Here is a 15,268-nt window from a genome sequence, read left to right as displayed (position 1 = left end):
CTGCTCGCACCCGGTCGTAGCGGCGCGATTTATCGCGCAAAAAAGCCTCCCTTGCGGGAGGCTTTATTCTTTAACTCGCCTGACGAATACGGGCAATCAACCCATCCGCATCATCAATATGGTTGGCCGCCAGAATCAGCGTGCGACCCAGCGTGATGCAGTTACGAATGCACTCGGTACGCATGGCGTCATCGCCAATATTTTTGAAATCAGCGACATGTGACATTCCCACGGTACGGCGAATCAACTCGGTGCCGCAGTAACCAATGGTGTCGCTCCACACTTTGCGCAGGAAAGCCGCAGCATAGCCGGGATATGCCAGCGCCACATCGGTGGTTTTGGCCTGTGCCAGTTCGAGGAAACGGCTGGCAAAGGTGCTCCACACCTGATGCACATCGCTCAGGCGACGTTCACGCGCTTCCGCCGCTTCACGCGGGGCCAGCAGGCCCGGCAGGCAGCAGTAGTTAATCAGCAGGTTGCCCAGCGCGGTACCGACGTCAAAACCGATCGGCCCGAAGTAGCCAAACTCGGCATCAATCGCTTTCAGGCTGCCATCCGCCACAAAGATCGATCCGCTGTGGATATCGCCGTGCAGCAAGGCTTCGGCATCGGCGAAGAAGCGATGCTTCAGACCAGCGACCGCAATGCGTAATGCGTCATCGCTGCGCAGGCTTTCCACCAGCGATTGCAGCGCCGCCGGGTATTTATTGCGTTCATGATCGACGTAAGGATCGTTAAAAAACAGGTCCTCGGTGATTTCACACATTTCCGGGTTGATAAAGCGCGCCACTTCCGCTTTTTTCTTATGCGGATGCAGGATGAAATCCGAGGTATGGAATAAAGTCTGCGCCAGGTATTCGCCCAGCTGGCTGGCGGCCTGCGGATAATACACGCCTTTCACCAGCTCGCCACGCCAGATACGATGGCTGGAGAGATCTTCCATCACCATCACCGCCAGTTCGGCGTCGTAATGGGTGACATGCACGGTGTGCTGCGGGCAATGTTTGTAGTGCTCCACCAGCGTCTGCGCTTCGAGGCGTGCACGGTCAAGGGTTAACGGCCAGGATTCACCCACGCAACGAACATACGGCAGCGCTTGTTTCACCACCACACGGCTGACGCCCTGATTGTCGTAAATCTTAAACACCAGGTTGAGATTCCCATCACCGATCTCCTCGGCGCTCACCAGCGCTGACGGATCGTCCACACCGCCAAATTGTTTTGCATATTCCACAGCATCGGCAGCGGTGAACGTACGGTATTGCGACATTGCCTGTTCCTCGTGAATCGTAAGTAATAAGCCGTTCAGACGTCTATACATCCGTCACGCATGTTGGCACAATAGCCGCCATTAACGCAACAGAGATTTCACACCATGCAAACACTTCGCACAACCAGCCTGGAAATTCGTGATAACCAGCTGTGGATCCTTGACCAGCAGGCATTGCCGCAGCAGAAAAACTGGCTACCCGCGCACGATGTTGCGCAGCTGGTAGCTCATATCCACGCGTTACGTGTGCGTGGCGCCCCGCTGATTGGTCTTTCCGCCAGTCTGCTGCTGGCGCTGCTGGCTGAGCAGGGCATGACTAAAACCGGGCTGGCAGAAGCGCTGGAGGTGCTGCGGGCGGCACGCCCGACGGCGGTCAACCTGATGAACAATCTGGACCGCATGAAACTGGCGCTGGCAGAGAACGATTTTGTCACCGCACTAACGGCAGAAGCGCTGCGCCTGGTGGCGGAAGATAAACAACTGTGCGACAACATCGCCCGCGCGGGGAGCGCACTGGTCACGCCGGGCAGCCAGTTGCTGACCCACTGCAACACCGGCGGCCTGGCTACGGCGGGTGTCGGCACCGCGCTCGGGGTGATTGCCCATGCGCATCAGCAGGGCAAAGTGAAAAATGTCTGGGTGGATGAAACCCGCCCGCTGTTACAGGGTGGTCGTCTCACCGCCTGGGAGCTGGGTGAACTGGGGATTCCTTATCACCTGATCACCGATTCAATGGCCGCCAGCCTGATGGCGCGCGGCGTGGTGGATGCGATTTGGGTCGGTGCGGATCGCATCGCTGCCAATGGCGATGTGGCGAATAAAATCGGCACCTACAGCATGGCGGTGCTGGCGCATTATCACGGCGTTCCGTTCTATGTGGCTGCGCCGCATACCACGCTGGACCGCCTGTGCCCGAACGGTGACGCAATTCCGATTGAACAGCGTGCCGCCAGCGAAGTGACCGGCGTATCCGGCAGTTTTGGTAGCGTGCAATGGGCACCCGAGAATGCGGCAGTTTACAACCCGGCGTTTGATGTAACGCCCGCTGCGCTTATCAGTGGCTGGGTGCTGGATACCGGCGTGGTTACGCCTGAGCAGGTTCAGGAAGGGATTTTTAAGCCGTAAATAAACAAGGTCGGGATTTATCCCGACCTTGTTGAATTCCGTACCAGACTACGCCAGACGCGGGTACGCATCCGCGATGCTGTCGCCGGTGAAATTGGCAATCCAGCCTTCCTGATTATCGAAAATACGGATTGCGGTGAAGTGTGGTTCAGAGCCCATATCGAACCAATGCGGCGTACCGGCTGGCACGGAAATCAGGTCCTGTTTTTCACACAGAATCTGATACACCTGACCATCAAGATGCAGGCAGAACAAACCGGAACCTTCGACAAAGAAACGCACTTCATCTTCGCTGTGGGTATGTTCGTTAAGAAACTTACTGCGCAGCGCTTCTTTCTGCGGGTTATCCGCACGCATGCTCAGCACATCCCAGCTCTGATAACCTTTCTCTGCCACCAGACGATCAATCGCATGCTGGTAGGCGTTAATCACCGTGTCAGAATCCGGGTTAGCACCCAGATCGCGATCGGCCTGCCAGCGCTCAAAACGGACGCCTTTGGCGTTCAGACGCTCGCGAATCGCTTCTGCATCGCTGCTGTGCCACACCGGCTGGCTGGCTTCAGTATCGGTAAAAATGGTCAGTGCACTCATCCTAAATCGACTCCGGGTTAATCTGGGAAAAATCGTTTACCTGACGATGGCGACTTTCGCTATCCGCCTCGCCGCGAATTAATTGCAGGGTGCGCCAGCCCGCTTCAGCCGCCGCGTCCAGCTCCTGGTGAATATCGGACAGAAACAGCAGTTCAGACGCATCATGGCCGATTTGCTGCGCGATATTGCGGTAGGACTGGCTTTCACGCTTGGCACCGACGCCAGTGTCAAAATAGCCGCTAAACAACGACGTTAAATCACCTTCGTCACTGTAGCCAAATAACAATTTCTGCGCCGCCACCGAACCGGAGGAATATACATACAGCGCTTTACCCTGCTGACGCCAGCGTTCAAACGCGGGCAGCACATCAGGATAGAGATGGCCGGTAAACTGGCCTTCGACATAGCCATCACGCCAAATCATGCCCTGCAACGCTTTCAGGCCGGGTGATTTACGATCCAGGTCGATGTAGCTAATCAGTGTGGCGATCACTTCATCCAGCGTGGCCTCGGGTGCGCCGGATTCCTGCCGCACCGCCTCCAGCGCGGCGGTGACCGCCTGCTCCGCCTGATGCTCACGCACAAAGGTCGCCAGATGCTGGCGGGCATACGGGAATAACACGTTGTGGACAAAGCGGATATCGCTGGTGGTGCCTTCAATATCGGTAACAATTGCGCGAATCATCTGGCCTCCAGCAGCCGACGTTGTAATTCACATTCAAACAAAAATTCCAGCCCTTCCAGATGACGACGGGCCTCGTTGACGTCTTTACCCCAGCAGGTCAGGCCGTGGCCACGCAGCAGAAAACCATAACGCAGCGGTGTTTCAGCGGCAAAGGCTGCAATGCGTTCTGCCAGAGCATCGATATCCTGGTCGTTATCGAACAGTGGAATCGCCACGGTGTTGAGATGGGTGTCCTGACCGGCGAGCGTTTTCTGCATCTCATAACCGCTTAGCAGCAGCGCGCTGCCCTTCTCCACCCGTGACAACACCGTCGAATTGACAGTATGCGTATGCAGCACGGCACCGGCTTCCGGGAACAGACGATAAATCAGGGTGTGCAGACCGGTCTCCGCCGATGGCTTACGTCCGGACGGCACCTCGTTAGTGGCAATCTCCACCTGAATAAAATCATCACGCGTCAGGCGACCTTTGTCCTTGCCCGAGGCGCTCAGCAGGCAATACTCGTCATCCTGACGAACCGACATGTTACCGCCCGTGGCCGGTGCCCAGCCTTTTGCGCCAATCCAGTGGCAGGCAGCCACCAGCTGTTCCAGTGGAAGAAAATCGGTCATAGCGATATTGATATCCCGCAGGTTAGTTTGGACGTCTAAGCGTCTCGATTGCCAAATATTAACATCCTGTTTATAGTGGCAGCAACAGAGGGTTAACTCCGCAACGACATTCGCGCTTAAGGCAAAAGATCAATGACGCAGCACAACCTGATTCCCGAGAGCAAATTACCGGCACTCGGCACCACCATTTTTACCCAAATGAGCGCGCTGGCGCAGCAACATAACGCCATTAACCTGTCGCAGGGTTTTCCTGATTTCGACGGTCCGCGCTATCTCCAGGAACGCCTGGCGTATCACGTCAGCCAGGGTGCTAATCAGTATGCCCCGATGACCGGTGCATTACCGTTACGCGAAGCCATCGCCGACAAAACGGCAGAGCTGTATGGTCACAAACCTGACGTTAACAGCGATATCACCGTGACCGCCGGAGCGACCGAAGCGCTGTACGCCGCCATTACCGCGCTGGTGCGTCCGGGCGATGAAGTGATCTGCTTCGATCCGAGTTACGACAGCTATGCCCCTGCCGTGCAGCTGGCCGGTGGCGTGCTGAAACGCATTGCCTTGCAGCCACCGGGTTTCCGCGTGGACTGGAACGCATTCCAGAGCCTGCTGAGCGCCAAAACCCGTCTGGTGATTCTGAATACGCCGCACAACCCTTCCGCCACCGTCTGGCGCAAGAGTGATTACGCGCAGCTGTGGCAGGCCATCGCCGCCCAGGAAATTTATGTGCTGAGCGACGAAGTTTACGAGCACATCTGCTTCGCCGAAGAGGGACATGCCAGCGTGCTGGCCCATGCCGAATTGCGTCAGCGCGCGATTGCCGTGTCGTCTTTTGGTAAAACCTTCCATATGACCGGCTGGAAAGTGGGTTACTGCGTGGCACCTGCGGCGATCAGTGCGGAAATCCGCAAAGTGCACCAGTACCTGACCTTCTCGGTGAATACCCCGGCGCAGCTGGCGATTGCTGATATGCTGCGCGCCGAGCCGGAGCACTATCGCGAGCTGCCAGAATTTTATCGCGCCCGCCGCGACCGTCTGGTACAGGCGCTGGCGAAAAGTCGTTTCGAAGTGCTGCCCTGTGAAGGCACCTACTTCCTGCTGGCAGACTACAGCGCCATTTCCGATCTGGATGACGTGAGTTTCTGCCAGTGGCTGACTAAAGAAGTCGGCGTAGCGGCGATTCCGCTGTCGGTGTTCTGCGCCGATCCTTTCCCGCATAAGCTGATCCGCCTGTGCTTTGCCAAACAGGAAGCGACGCTCGACGCCGCTGCGGAGCGTTTATGTCAGCTTTGAAAATTACCGTTTTGCAGGAAACTCTGAGCTGGATGGATGGTGCAGCGAATCTGCGCCATTTCGACGGCGTGCTGAAAGGCATTGAAGGGCGCGATCTGATCCTGCTGCCAGAGATGTTTACTACCGGCTTCGCGATGGAAGCAGCGGAAAGCTCGCTGCCGCAGGAAGAAGTGGTAGCGTGGCTGCACCAGCATGCCAAAACCAGCAATGCGCTGGTCGGCGGCAGCGCGGCAATCCAGACCGAAAAAGGCGCGGTAAACCGTTTCCTGCTGGTGGAACCGGATGGCACGCTGCATCAGTATGACAAGCGCCATCTGTTCCGCATGGCGAATGAGCATCAGCATTATGTCGCGGGTGAAACGCGCGAGGTGTTTACCTGGCGTGGCTGGCGCATTCTGCCGCAGATTTGTTATGACCTGCGTTTCCCGGTCTTTACCCGCAACCGCAACGATTATGATCTGGCGCTGTTTGTCGCCAACTGGCCCGCGCCGCGTGCGCTGCACTGGCAGTCACTGCTGCTGGCAAGGGCGATTGAAAACCAGGCCTATGTCGCGGGTTGTAATCGCGTCGGCAGCGACGGTAATCAGCACCAGTACAGCGGCGATAGCCGGATTATTTCACCGCTGGGTGACATCCTGGCCGCCGCTGAGCCGTTTGCGCGGGCGCGCATTGATGCTGAGTTGTCGCTGGAGGAGTTGCAGGCGTATCGTGAACGCTTCCCGGCGTGGCGCGATGCGGATGCGTTCACGTTGTAACCTTGTCTGTCAGCTGCCGCGATAGGTTGACCACGACCACGGGGAAATCAGGAACGGCAGATGATAATGGCTGCCGGTTTCCCCCAGCACAAAATCAATCTGCGCGCTGACGTACAGCGCATCACGACCCGCTGCGGCAAAATAATCCCCAATTTCAGCGGTGAGTCGATAATGCCCCGGCGCTAACGGCTCTGGCGTCAAATCTTTAATTCGCCCGTCGGTATCGGTCTTGCCCTGTGCCAGCGGCAGCCAGCCTTCCGGGCTATTCTGCTCCAGCGAAATCGCCACACCAATCGCCGGTTTACCCAGCGAAGTATCGAGAATATGCGTGGTGATGGTGCTCATGTGATGCTCTCCTTCAGCCGTAACAAAGTGATTTCCCGTAATTGTGCCAGCGCTTCCTGCTGTTCTGTCGCGGCATCATTATTGAGGCGGCGCTGCAACTCCGCCAGCATTTCCTCGCCGCTACGACCTTTGGCGCGAATCAGAAACACCCGGCCAAAACGCTGTTCATAGCGTTGATTCCCCGCCAGCATGGCAAACTGCAACGCACCGTCTGCATCCAACATGGCGGATTGCTCGCTGCGTGAAAACGTGGCTTCTTTGCCTTTGCCCTGCGCTTTCTCACCAATGCGTGGATGAGCGCTCAGCGCCTGTTCCAGTTCCGCCCCCTGCCACCGCTGGGCCAGTGCCTCGGCCTCGGCGATCAACCCGGCGCTATCCGTGAACGGGCGAGCCGCCACCAGCGCCTGTTGCCAGGCGGGAATGGCGACACAATGGGCAATCGCCGCCTGTGCTTCCGCTGGCGACAACTGATTAAAGCTCTCCAGATTCATGCCACCACTCCTTTATGCCCGTGCCAGATCGCACACCGCCTGCAAATACGCCTGCACACCCAGCGCTACGTGCGCCGTTTGCACTGATTCCGCCGGATGGTGGCTGATACCGCGATGATTGCGCACAAACAGCATCCCCACCGGCCAGCGCTCGGCAATAGCGATCGCATCGTGTCCGGCACCACTTGGCAGCGACAAACTGCGCCCCTGCACCGTTTCCAGCGCATGACTCAGCGCCTGTTGCAGACGCGCATCGCAGGCCGTCGCAGCGATACGATAATACTCGTCAGCGCTGAAGGTCAGGCCACGGCGTAAGGCAATGGCTTCCGCCTGGGTCAGTAACAGCGACAGCAGACGGGCCAGCGGTTCATCCTGCGGGCCGCGCACATCCAGTGACAACTGCACGTCACCAGGGATGACATTCACCGCCCCTGGCGCGCAGTGCAGCGTTCCCACCGTCGCCACCAGCTGTGGATCCAGCTCGCGAGTGGTCTGCTCGATAAACACCATCCATTCGGCCGCTGCGGCCAGTGCGTCTTTACGATGCGTCATCGGCACCGTACCCGCATGGCCTGCTTCGCCGGTAAAACGGCAATTCAGGCGGCGAGCCCCGTTGATGGCGGTGACCACACCGAGCGCCAGATCTTCCTGTTCCAGGCATGGCCCCTGCTCAATATGCAGCTCCAGATAGGCGGCGATATCATTAACATCACGCGCCGCATCAAGGATTTTTGCTGCGTCTAAGCCAACATCCTGCATCGCCTGGGCAACCGTAATACCATTGCCGTCAGGATGGGTGATCCAGCTTTCCGGCCAGCTGCCCGTGATGCCACGGCTGCCCAGCAGCGTAATACCAAAACGCGTGCCCTCTTCGTCGCCGAAGCCGACAATCTCAATCGCCAGCGGCAGACGCTGCTGGTGATCGTGCAGCCACTGTACGGTTTCAATCGCGCTCAATACGCCAAGCATCCCGTCATAGCGACCGGCGTTACGTACGGTATCGAGATGTGAACCGAGCAGCAGCGCCGGTGCACCCGGCGTGGCGGATTCATAGCGGCCGCAGATATTGCCAACCGCATCCTGCCATACCGTCATACCTGCGGCCTGCATCCACTCACCGACGCGCTGATTAGCACGCATTTGTTCCGGCGAGAGGTAGACCCGCATCAGGCCATCTTCCGTTTCACTGATCTCAGCCAGCGCATCGCAGCGCGCCATGACGCGTGCGGCGGCGGACTGCGCCTCGCTGGCAGTCATCAGGCTTTCACTCATGCGTGGCTCCCGTAATGATCCCAGGCCGCCTGGAGCGCCGCACCCTGTGTGGAACGGAAGCCCAGATGATTCAGCACCGCTTCCAGCGCCGTCAGGGTTTGCATCACGCAATCTTTGCGCGCGTTGTAGCCCATGGTCCCGATGCGCCAAACCTTGCCGTGCAGCGGGCCAAACGAAGTGCCAATCTCAATGCCGAAATCTTCCAGCACCAGCTTGCGCACCTGGTCGCCGTTCACGCCCTGCGGGATCACCACACCCAGCACGTTATTCATCTTATGTTGCAGGTCACCGAAGGTTTCCAGCCCCATACCCTGAATACCTTTCAGCAGCGCATCGCCATGCAGCTTATGACGGGCGATACCGTTATCCAGACCTTCCTGCATGATCAGACGCGCGCACTCACGCGCACCAAACAACGCCGTGGTGGCTTCGGTATGATGGTTCAGACGCTCCGGCCCCCAGTAATCCATGATCATGCCAAGATCGAAGTAGTTGGAGTAGATCATCTCGTCCTCACCGTCCTGATGATCGGCGGTACGGATCCCCTCCTCCACGCATTTACGTTTGCGGATCACCGCTTCCATCTGCGGGCTGAGGGTAATGGGTGACGTACCCGACGGACCGCCGAGGCATTTCTGCATCCCCGCCGAAACCGCATCAAGGCCCCAGGCATCGGTTTCCAGCGCGTTGCCGCCGAGCGAGGCGGTGGCATCGGTGTAGAACAGCACGCCATATTTCTGGCAAATGGCACCCAGCTCAGCCAGCGGTTGCAGCATGGTGGTGGAGGTATCACCCTGCACAGTCAGCAGCAGACGCGGCTTAATACGCTTTATGGCGTCTTCGATCTGATCCGGCGTAAACACTTCGCCCCACGGCACCTCAATGGTGTGTACTTCCGCGCGGCAGCGGCGGGCAATTTCACACAACAGATGACCAAAACGACCGAATACCGGCACCAGCACTTTGTCGCCCGGACGGATCGCCGACAGCAGAATCGCTTCGATCCCGGCGCGTGAAGTGCCGTCGATCAACATGGTCCAGCGGTTTTCGGTACGGAATACGCCGCGATACAGCGCCATTACCTCATTCATGTAATTCGTCATCGCCGGGTCGTATTGACCAATCAGCTGTGTAGACATGGCGCGCAGTACGCGCGGATCAGCGTTGATCGGCCCCGGCCCCATCAGCAGGCGTTGCGGTGGATTGATTTGCGGAAACTGCGCGATGTCCATGATGAATTCCTTGTTATTGGCTTAGAGACGAACCGTCGAGATAAATTGTTTCAGTTCCGCGGTTTGCGGATTGGCGAACACCGTTTTGCTGTCGCCCTGCTCCCAGACGCGTCCCTGATGCATAAAGACCACACGATCGCCCACGTCGCGGGCGAAGTTCATTTCATGTGTCACGAGAATCAGCGTCATGCCTTCTGCTGCCAGTTGCTCCAGCACCTTCAGCACTTCACCCACCAGCTCAGGATCGAGCGCCGAGGTGATCTCGTCACAAAGTAATACTTTGGGCTGCATCGCCAGCGCACGGGCAATCGCCACGCGCTGCTGCTGACCGCCCGAAAGATTGGCCGGGTAATAGTCGAGGCGCTCACCGAGGCCGACTTTTTCCAGCATCTGTTTTGCCAGTTCCCGGCACTCCGCCTCGCTCTTTTTCAGTACGCGGCGCGGTGCCAGCATGACGTTCTCCAGCGCCGTCATATGCGGGAACAGGTTGAAGCTCTGGAACACCATGCCGACCGAACGGCTGATGTCACGCGCCTGGGATTCCCGGTCGGTAATGGTCATGCCGCCGAGTTTGATGCTGCCTTCCTGATAGCCTTCCAGTCCGTTCATGCAGCGCAGCAAGGTACTTTTACCCGACCCGCTGCGGCCGATGATGGAGATCACCTCGCCCATTTCGATATCGAGATCGACCCCTTTCAACACATGATTGTCGCCGTAGTACTTCTGTACCTGATTAATGGTGATGAGCGGCATTGAATTTTTTCTCCAGGTACTGGCTGTAGCGAGACAGCGGATAACACATCAGGAAGTAACCCAGCGCCACCAGGCCAAACACCTTAAACGGCTGATAAGTCACGTTGTTCAGAATGGTGCCTGCCTTGGTCAGCTCGACAAAACCAATGATGGACGCCAGCGCCGTGCCTTTAATCACCTGCACGGCAAAACCGACAGTCGGGGCGATGGCAATGCGGATCGCCTGCGGGGCAATCACGCGGTACAGCGTCTGGCCGAACGTCAGGCCGAGGCAGCGCGACGCTTCCCACTGACCTTTTGGCAACGCACGGATACTGCCGTGCCAGATATCCACCAGAAAAGCACTGGTGTAGAACGTCAGCGCCAGCGAGGCGGCGGTCCAGGGGGCGACATCAATACCAAACAGCGCGACGCCGAAGAACGCCAGAAACAGCTGCATCAGTAACGGCGTGCCCTGAAACAATTCGGTGTAACCGCGGATAACCCGCATCAGCCACGGCTTACGCAGCAGGCGTAAAAACAGCAGCGGCAGGGTCACCAGCGTGCCACCAAAGAAGGCCACCAGCGACAGCAAAATCGTCCAGCGCGCCGCCAGCAGCAGGTTGCGCAGGATGTCCCAGTCGGTAAAGGTCGTCATGATGGCAGCGCTCCAAACCATTTACGTCCCACTGCCAGCAGCAGCTGACGCATGGCAATCGACAACGCCAGGTAAATCAACGTGGTCACCAGATAGACTTCAAAACTCAAAAACGTGCGCGACTGAATCAGGTTGGCGGCGAAGGTCAGTTCCTCATAGGAGACCTGCGACACCACGGACGACCCCAGCATCACGATGATGCACTGGCTGACCAGCGCCGGGTAAATGCGTTGCAACGACGGCGGCAACACCACGCGAAAAAATGTCTGGCTGCGGGTCAGGCCGAGTACACGCCCAGCTTCCCATTGCCCTTTCGGCGTCACCTGGATACCGGCGCGGATGATTTCAGTGCTGTAGGCACCGAGGTTAATCAGCATCGCCAGCAGCGCTGCTTCGCCCGCCGTCAGTTTCAGACCAAGATTGGGCAAACCAAAGACGATAAAAAACAGCTGCACTACAAACGGGGTGTTACGAATCAGCTCGACATAAATGCCCCAGATACGGCTCAGCCAGCTGGGTTTGCCGCTGCGCAGTGCCGCACCGAGAATCCCCAGCGCAACACCGCCTACAGTCGCCAGCACCGTCAGCTGGATGGTGACCCACAGCCCCGCCAGCAGCTCCGGCCAGTGCGGCCAGAGCGCAGCAAAGTTAAGTTGCCCAATCATTGGCCGTCCTTCTTATGCGCCGAGGTTGGCCGGCAGTGGCGCTTTCAGCCACTCTTCGGACAACTTGTTCAGGGTGCCATCTTTAATGCCCTGCTCGATCAAGGTGTTCACTTTATCTTTCAGCGCAGGCTCGTCCTTCTTCAGGCCGATAAAGCACGGGGAGTCTTTCAGCATAAACTGCGCAACCGGGGCTTTGGCCGGGTTCTGGCGTGCGATCGCGGCCACGACCAGGTTGCCGGTGGCGATGTACTGCACCTGACCAGAAAGATAAGCAGACAGCGTGGTGTTGTTATCCTCGTAACGTTTCACATCGGCGTCTTTCGGTGCCACATCGCTCAGAACCATATCTTCGACCGCACCACGGGTAACGCCGATGGATTTTCCGCTCAGTGCCGCTGCATCTTTGATTTCTTCGCCTTTCGGACCAAACACGCCCAGGAAGAACGGCGCGTAAGCACGGCTAAAGTCGATCACTTTTTCACGTTCGGCATTTTTCCCCATGCTGGAGATCACCAGATCGACCTTATCGGTTTGCAGATACGGCACGCGGTTAGCACTGGAGACAGGCACCAGCTGCAACTTCAGTTTCATCTCTTTGGCGAGGTACTTCGCCATGTCGATGTCATAGCCCTGCGGCTGTAAATCGGTGCCGACTGAACCAAACGGCGGGAAGTCCTGCGGTACGGCAATGCGGATAACACCGCGTTTCTGGATGTCCTGCAGCTGATCGGCCATCGCGCTACCGACCTGCGCCATCATTAACGCAGCGCCTGCCACTGCCATTAAAACTTTTTTCATTATGCACCCCGGTGAGTTTACGTGAAACAAAAGATTCTTGATGAATCGTTCTGCAACTAATGTGCCAACCGAAACAAAAAGAACACTTCCACGAAAAATCAGGGTTGCAGCTTTATCAGGGTGAAAAAAACCGGCGCAGCGCCGGGACGTTAAAGCGATCAAAAAAGGTGCAAAGCACCAAAACGGTGCCCTTTAACGGTGTTCCAGCTCATCCAGATGCTGGTAAAGGTCGGCGATTTGATGAATACGCTGACGACCTTGCGACAACATTTCATGCAACAGGGCGTTAGCCAGCAGGTTCACCAGGCTCATGGCGGAGGCGTAGCTGTCGAAGGCGGAGACGCTGTCGAGCGGTGCACACAGCTGCCAGCGCGCCAGGGTGATCACCCCCTGCGCCTGCGGTTCACACAGCGCCAGCACCGGGATATTACTTTGTTGCAGCTGCTGCATCAGCGGGCGGAGGATGCGGGGCCGACGGCGAAACGCCATCACCACCACCACATCTTCCGGGGTGATATCCACCAGCTCCTCACCCAGCGTCTGGCCGGGTTGCGGCAGCACATGGACCTGAGGACGCGCCTGCATCAGCTGCTGGCGCAGATGCAGCGCTACCGGATAGGCATTACGCATGCCGACGATAAACAGCCGTTTCGCCTGTGCCAGCGCCTGAATCACCTCGCCAAACTGCTGCGGATCAATGCTGTTGACCCACTGCGTCAGGTTCGCCATCTCCTGCTTGTAATGACGCGACAGCAGCGTGTTGCCCTGCACCGCATCGCGGTTGTCCGTCAGGGGCATACCGCTCTGGCGCAGGGTACGCAGCTCATCACGCATATCTTTGTATTTTTCGTAGCCAAGGCGCTTGAACAGGCGGCTCACCGTCGCTTTTGACACACCACTCAGCCGCGCCAGTTCCGCGCTGTTGTAGCTGATCAGGTCGTCAAAATGGTCAAAGACAAAATCGGCAATGCGCTGCTCCTGCGGCGACAGTTGCGGATAGTGGCTACGGAGGCGTTCATCTAACTGTTTCATCATTCGTCCTGTAACTTTCGTTTCATCACAAGCTAGCATAAATCGATCCACAATGGTTTTCCTGCCAAAACTGGAACAGCTCTTGCTATAACTTCCCCACGTACCCGAAAAATGAGTTCACTATGATACAGAGCAATATGGCGCCATTAGGCATGGCCGTGACCCCGCACCATCTCGCCAGCGAAAGCGCCTTAGCGGTGCTGCGCGAAGGTGGCAACGCCATTGAAGCCATGGTCGCGGCTGCCGCCACTATCGCCGTGGTCTACCCGCATATGAACGGGCTGGGCGGTGACGGCTTCTGGCTGATTGTGCCGCCGGGCGGCGATCCCATCGCTATCGATGCCAGCGGTGCCGCCGGTTCTCTGGCGCACTTCGATTTTTATCACGGCGCAACAAAAATTCCACATCGCGGACCGAAAGCGGCACTGACCGTGGCAGGCACCGTCAGCGGCTGGCAGGAGGCCCTGAACTACTCCGCCGAGCTGGGAGCGACACCGCTGCCGCTGCCACGCCTGCTGCGTGACGCTATCCGCTATGCCGCTGATGGCATTCCCGTCACTGACTCGCAGGCTGCCGCCACCGCCGCTAAACGCCATGAATTGCAGGATCAGCCGGGGTTTGCTGCCACCTTTTTGCCCGATGGCGAAGTGCCTGCGGCAGGCAGCCGTTTCACCCAACCGGCGCTGGCCAATACCCTCAGCCTGCTGTGCGAGCAGGGATTAGACAGTTTTTATCGCGGTGAACTGGCGCATCATCTGGCACGGGAAATGTCGGCACTCGGCATGCCGGTCACCCTCGAAGATCTGCAACGCCAGCAGGCCCGCCGCTGTACGCCATTGCATCTGGCACACAGCGAAGGCGATATCTGGAACATGACGCCACCCACCCAGGGGCTGGTGTCGCTGGCGATTCTGGGCATTACCGACCAGCTCAATATGGCGGATGCCGATGAAACGCAGACCGTGCACCGCATCGTTGAAGCCACCAAGAAAGCCTTTGCCCTGCGCGATCAACATATTACCGATCCGCGCCATATCGACATTGATGTACAAAGCCTGCTGGATGCCGATCATCTCGCTGGCCTGGCCGCGCAGATTGATGATGCCAGTGCCGCTCCATGGGGCACCGGCAAAGGTCCGGGAGATACCGTGTGGATGGGGGTGATGGACAGCAGCGGGCTGGCGGTTTCCTTTATCCAGAGCATTTATCACGAATTCGGCAGCGGCGTGGTGCTGCCGGGCACCGGTATCACCTGGCAGAACCGTGGCGCGGCCTTCAGTTTGCAGCCCGGCCACCTACTGGCACTGGCTCCCGGCAAACAACCGTTCCACACCCTTAACCCGGCGGCGGCACGCCTGAAAGATGGCCGCACCATGGTGTATGGATCGATGGGCGGCGACGGCCAGCCACAGACCCAGGCGGCGATTTTTACCCGCCATGTCATCCAGGGATTGCCACTGCAACAGGCGGTAAGCTCGCCGCGCTGGCTGCTCGGCCGCACCTGGGGCCAATCCTCTGACTCCCTCAAGCTGGAAGCGCGCGTGGCACCGGAAACGGTGCAGCAGCTCCGTGCACTGGGCCATGAAGTGGAGCTGTTACCTGATTTTAGCGAGGTGGTCGGCCATGCGGGTGCCATCGTTCGCCATAATAACGGCATGCTGGAAGGCGCGTTTGATCCGCGCAGCAACGGCAGCGCCGCTGGTTTCTAAGGAG

17 protein-coding genes are annotated in these 15,268 nt (G+C 58.1%); 4 read left to right on the top strand and 13 right to left on the bottom strand.

Annotation, left to right across the window (positions count from 1 at the left end; translation table 11 throughout):
* Nucleotides 1-70: 70 nt before the first annotated feature.
* Nucleotides 71-1,270, bottom strand: coding sequence for an S-methyl-5-thioribose kinase (gene mtnK / locus HA50_RS04225; RefSeq protein WP_084872958.1), 1,200 nt, complete (start codon nt 1,268-1,270; stop codon nt 71-73).
* Nucleotides 1,271-1,375: 105 nt separating this feature from the next.
* Between mtnK and mtnA the strand changes: the two genes are divergently transcribed.
* On the top strand, nt 1,376-2,395 hold the full coding sequence (gene mtnA / locus HA50_RS04220) for an S-methyl-5-thioribose-1-phosphate isomerase (RefSeq protein ID WP_084872956.1): 1,020 nt from the start codon (nt 1,376-1,378) through the stop codon (nt 2,393-2,395).
* A gap of 48 nt (nt 2,396-2,443) precedes the next feature.
* On the opposite strand, the gene HA50_RS04215 is transcribed toward mtnA, so the two are convergent.
* The 3 genes from HA50_RS04215 to HA50_RS04205 are packed head-to-tail and all read right to left on the bottom strand — an operon-like array spanning nt 2,444 to nt 4,282.
* Nucleotides 2,444-2,986, bottom strand: a complete 543-nt coding sequence (locus tag HA50_RS04215) for a 1,2-dihydroxy-3-keto-5-methylthiopentene dioxygenase (RefSeq protein ID WP_084872954.1) — start codon at nt 2,984-2,986, stop codon at nt 2,444-2,446.
* Nucleotide 2,987: 1 nt separating this feature from the next.
* Nucleotides 2,988-3,671 carry an acireductone synthase gene (mtnC, locus tag HA50_RS04210; protein ID WP_084872952.1) on the bottom strand — a complete coding sequence of 228 codons (684 nt, stop codon included), beginning with the start codon at nt 3,669-3,671 and terminating at the stop codon, nt 2,988-2,990.
* On the bottom strand, nt 3,668-4,282 hold the full coding sequence (locus HA50_RS04205) for a methylthioribulose 1-phosphate dehydratase (RefSeq protein WP_084872950.1): 615 nt from the start codon (nt 4,280-4,282) through the stop codon (nt 3,668-3,670). Before HA50_RS04205 ends, mtnC begins: the two co-directional genes overlap by 4 nt.
* Before the next feature lie 132 nt (nt 4,283-4,414).
* Between HA50_RS04205 and HA50_RS04200 the strand changes: the two genes are divergently transcribed.
* Together HA50_RS04200 and HA50_RS04195 are read left to right on the top strand one after the other, a co-directional pair.
* Nucleotides 4,415-5,575, top strand: coding sequence for a pyridoxal phosphate-dependent aminotransferase (locus HA50_RS04200; protein WP_084872948.1), 1,161 nt, complete (start codon nt 4,415-4,417; stop codon nt 5,573-5,575).
* Nucleotides 5,563-6,330, top strand: a complete 768-nt coding sequence (locus HA50_RS04195; RefSeq protein ID WP_084872946.1) for an amidohydrolase — start codon at nt 5,563-5,565, stop codon at nt 6,328-6,330. The genes HA50_RS04200 and HA50_RS04195 overlap by 13 nt, the downstream gene beginning before the upstream one ends.
* 9 nt (nt 6,331-6,339) lie before the next feature.
* Here HA50_RS04195 and uraH read toward each other — a convergent pair whose 3' ends face one another.
* The 9 genes from uraH to hpxU all read right to left on the bottom strand — a co-directional run bounded on the left by uraH (nt 6,340) and on the right by hpxU (nt 13,555).
* A complete protein-coding gene (gene uraH / locus HA50_RS04190) occupies nt 6,340-6,675 on the bottom strand; it encodes a hydroxyisourate hydrolase (protein WP_084872944.1) in 336 nt (111 codons plus the stop codon).
* Nucleotides 6,672-7,166, bottom strand: coding sequence for a 2-oxo-4-hydroxy-4-carboxy-5-ureidoimidazoline decarboxylase (gene uraD, locus HA50_RS04185; RefSeq protein WP_084872942.1), 495 nt, complete (start codon nt 7,164-7,166; stop codon nt 6,672-6,674). The genes uraH and uraD overlap by 4 nt, the downstream gene beginning before the upstream one ends.
* 12 nt (nt 7,167-7,178) lie before the next feature.
* Nucleotides 7,179-8,438 carry an allantoate amidohydrolase gene (hpxK, locus tag HA50_RS04180; protein ID WP_084872940.1) on the bottom strand — a complete coding sequence of 420 codons (1,260 nt, stop codon included), beginning with the start codon at nt 8,436-8,438 and terminating at the stop codon, nt 7,179-7,181.
* On the bottom strand, nt 8,435-9,670 hold the full coding sequence (locus tag HA50_RS04175; protein ID WP_084872938.1) for a pyridoxal-phosphate-dependent aminotransferase family protein: 1,236 nt from the start codon (nt 9,668-9,670) through the stop codon (nt 8,435-8,437). The genes hpxK and HA50_RS04175 overlap by 4 nt, the downstream gene beginning before the upstream one ends.
* Nucleotides 9,671-9,691: 21 nt before the next feature.
* Nucleotides 9,692-10,423, bottom strand: coding sequence for an amino acid ABC transporter ATP-binding protein (locus HA50_RS04170; protein ID WP_084872936.1), 732 nt, complete (start codon nt 10,421-10,423; stop codon nt 9,692-9,694).
* On the bottom strand, nt 10,404-11,060 hold the full coding sequence (locus tag HA50_RS04165) for an amino acid ABC transporter permease (protein ID WP_084872934.1): 657 nt from the start codon (nt 11,058-11,060) through the stop codon (nt 10,404-10,406). Before HA50_RS04165 ends, HA50_RS04170 begins: the two co-directional genes overlap by 20 nt.
* Nucleotides 11,057-11,725, bottom strand: a complete 669-nt coding sequence (locus HA50_RS04160; RefSeq protein ID WP_084872932.1) for an amino acid ABC transporter permease — start codon at nt 11,723-11,725, stop codon at nt 11,057-11,059. The genes HA50_RS04165 and HA50_RS04160 overlap by 4 nt, the downstream gene beginning before the upstream one ends.
* 12 nt (nt 11,726-11,737) lie before the next feature.
* Nucleotides 11,738-12,523: a transporter substrate-binding domain-containing protein gene (locus HA50_RS04155; protein WP_084872930.1), complete on the bottom strand. Its 786-nt coding sequence runs from the start codon at nt 12,521-12,523 to the stop codon at nt 11,738-11,740.
* Nucleotides 12,524-12,715: 192 nt separating this feature from the next.
* The gene (gene hpxU, locus HA50_RS04150) at nt 12,716-13,555 is read right to left on the bottom strand and encodes a MurR/RpiR family transcriptional regulator HpxU (RefSeq protein WP_084872928.1); all 840 of its coding nucleotides are present in this window, start codon (nt 13,553-13,555) and stop codon (nt 12,716-12,718) included.
* Nucleotides 13,556-13,677: 122 nt separating this feature from the next.
* On the opposite strand from hpxU, the gene HA50_RS04145 reads away from it, so the two are divergent.
* A complete protein-coding gene (locus tag HA50_RS04145; protein ID WP_084872926.1) occupies nt 13,678-15,264 on the top strand; it encodes a gamma-glutamyltransferase family protein in 1,587 nt (528 codons plus the stop codon).
* The last annotated feature ends 4 nt before the right edge of the window (nt 15,265-15,268 follow it).

The sequence above is a fragment of the Pantoea cypripedii genome (assembly GCF_002095535.1).
Taxonomy (GTDB): Bacteria; Pseudomonadota; Gammaproteobacteria; order Enterobacterales; family Enterobacteriaceae; genus Pantoea; species Pantoea cypripedii.
Note: the sequence above shows the minus strand (reverse complement) of the source record. Positions and strands in the feature narration are given on the sequence as shown.

Excerpts from the sequence above, each read along its gene's own strand:
- mtnK (WP_084872958.1), bottom strand. The coding sequence starts at position 1,270 with ATGTCGCAATACCGTACGTTCACCGCTGCCGATGCTGTGGAATATGCA.
- mtnA (WP_084872956.1), top strand. The coding sequence starts at position 1,376 with ATGCAAACACTTCGCACAACCAGCCTGGAAATTCGTGATAACCAGCTG.
- HA50_RS04215 (WP_084872954.1), bottom strand. The coding sequence starts at position 2,986 with ATGAGTGCACTGACCATTTTTACCGATACTGAAGCCAGCCAGCCGGTG.
- mtnC (WP_084872952.1), bottom strand. The coding sequence starts at position 3,671 with ATGATTCGCGCAATTGTTACCGATATTGAAGGCACCACCAGCGATATC.
- HA50_RS04205 (WP_084872950.1), bottom strand. The coding sequence starts at position 4,282 with ATGACCGATTTTCTTCCACTGGAACAGCTGGTGGCTGCCTGCCACTGG.
- HA50_RS04200 (WP_084872948.1), top strand. The coding sequence starts at position 4,415 with ATGACGCAGCACAACCTGATTCCCGAGAGCAAATTACCGGCACTCGGC.
- HA50_RS04195 (WP_084872946.1), top strand. The coding sequence starts at position 5,563 with ATGTCAGCTTTGAAAATTACCGTTTTGCAGGAAACTCTGAGCTGGATG.
- uraH (WP_084872944.1), bottom strand. The coding sequence starts at position 6,675 with ATGAGCACCATCACCACGCATATTCTCGATACTTCGCTGGGTAAACCG.
- uraD (WP_084872942.1), bottom strand. The coding sequence starts at position 7,166 with ATGAATCTGGAGAGCTTTAATCAGTTGTCGCCAGCGGAAGCACAGGCG.
- hpxK (WP_084872940.1), bottom strand. The coding sequence starts at position 8,438 with ATGAGTGAAAGCCTGATGACTGCCAGCGAGGCGCAGTCCGCCGCCGCA.
- HA50_RS04175 (WP_084872938.1), bottom strand. The coding sequence starts at position 9,670 with ATGGACATCGCGCAGTTTCCGCAAATCAATCCACCGCAACGCCTGCTG.
- HA50_RS04170 (WP_084872936.1), bottom strand. The coding sequence starts at position 10,423 with ATGCCGCTCATCACCATTAATCAGGTACAGAAGTACTACGGCGACAAT.
- HA50_RS04165 (WP_084872934.1), bottom strand. The coding sequence starts at position 11,060 with ATGACGACCTTTACCGACTGGGACATCCTGCGCAACCTGCTGCTGGCG.
- HA50_RS04160 (WP_084872932.1), bottom strand. The coding sequence starts at position 11,725 with ATGATTGGGCAACTTAACTTTGCTGCGCTCTGGCCGCACTGGCCGGAG.
- HA50_RS04155 (WP_084872930.1), bottom strand. The coding sequence starts at position 12,523 with ATGAAAAAAGTTTTAATGGCAGTGGCAGGCGCTGCGTTAATGATGGCG.
- hpxU (WP_084872928.1), bottom strand. The coding sequence starts at position 13,555 with ATGAAACAGTTAGATGAACGCCTCCGTAGCCACTATCCGCAACTGTCG.
- HA50_RS04145 (WP_084872926.1), top strand. The coding sequence starts at position 13,678 with ATGATACAGAGCAATATGGCGCCATTAGGCATGGCCGTGACCCCGCAC.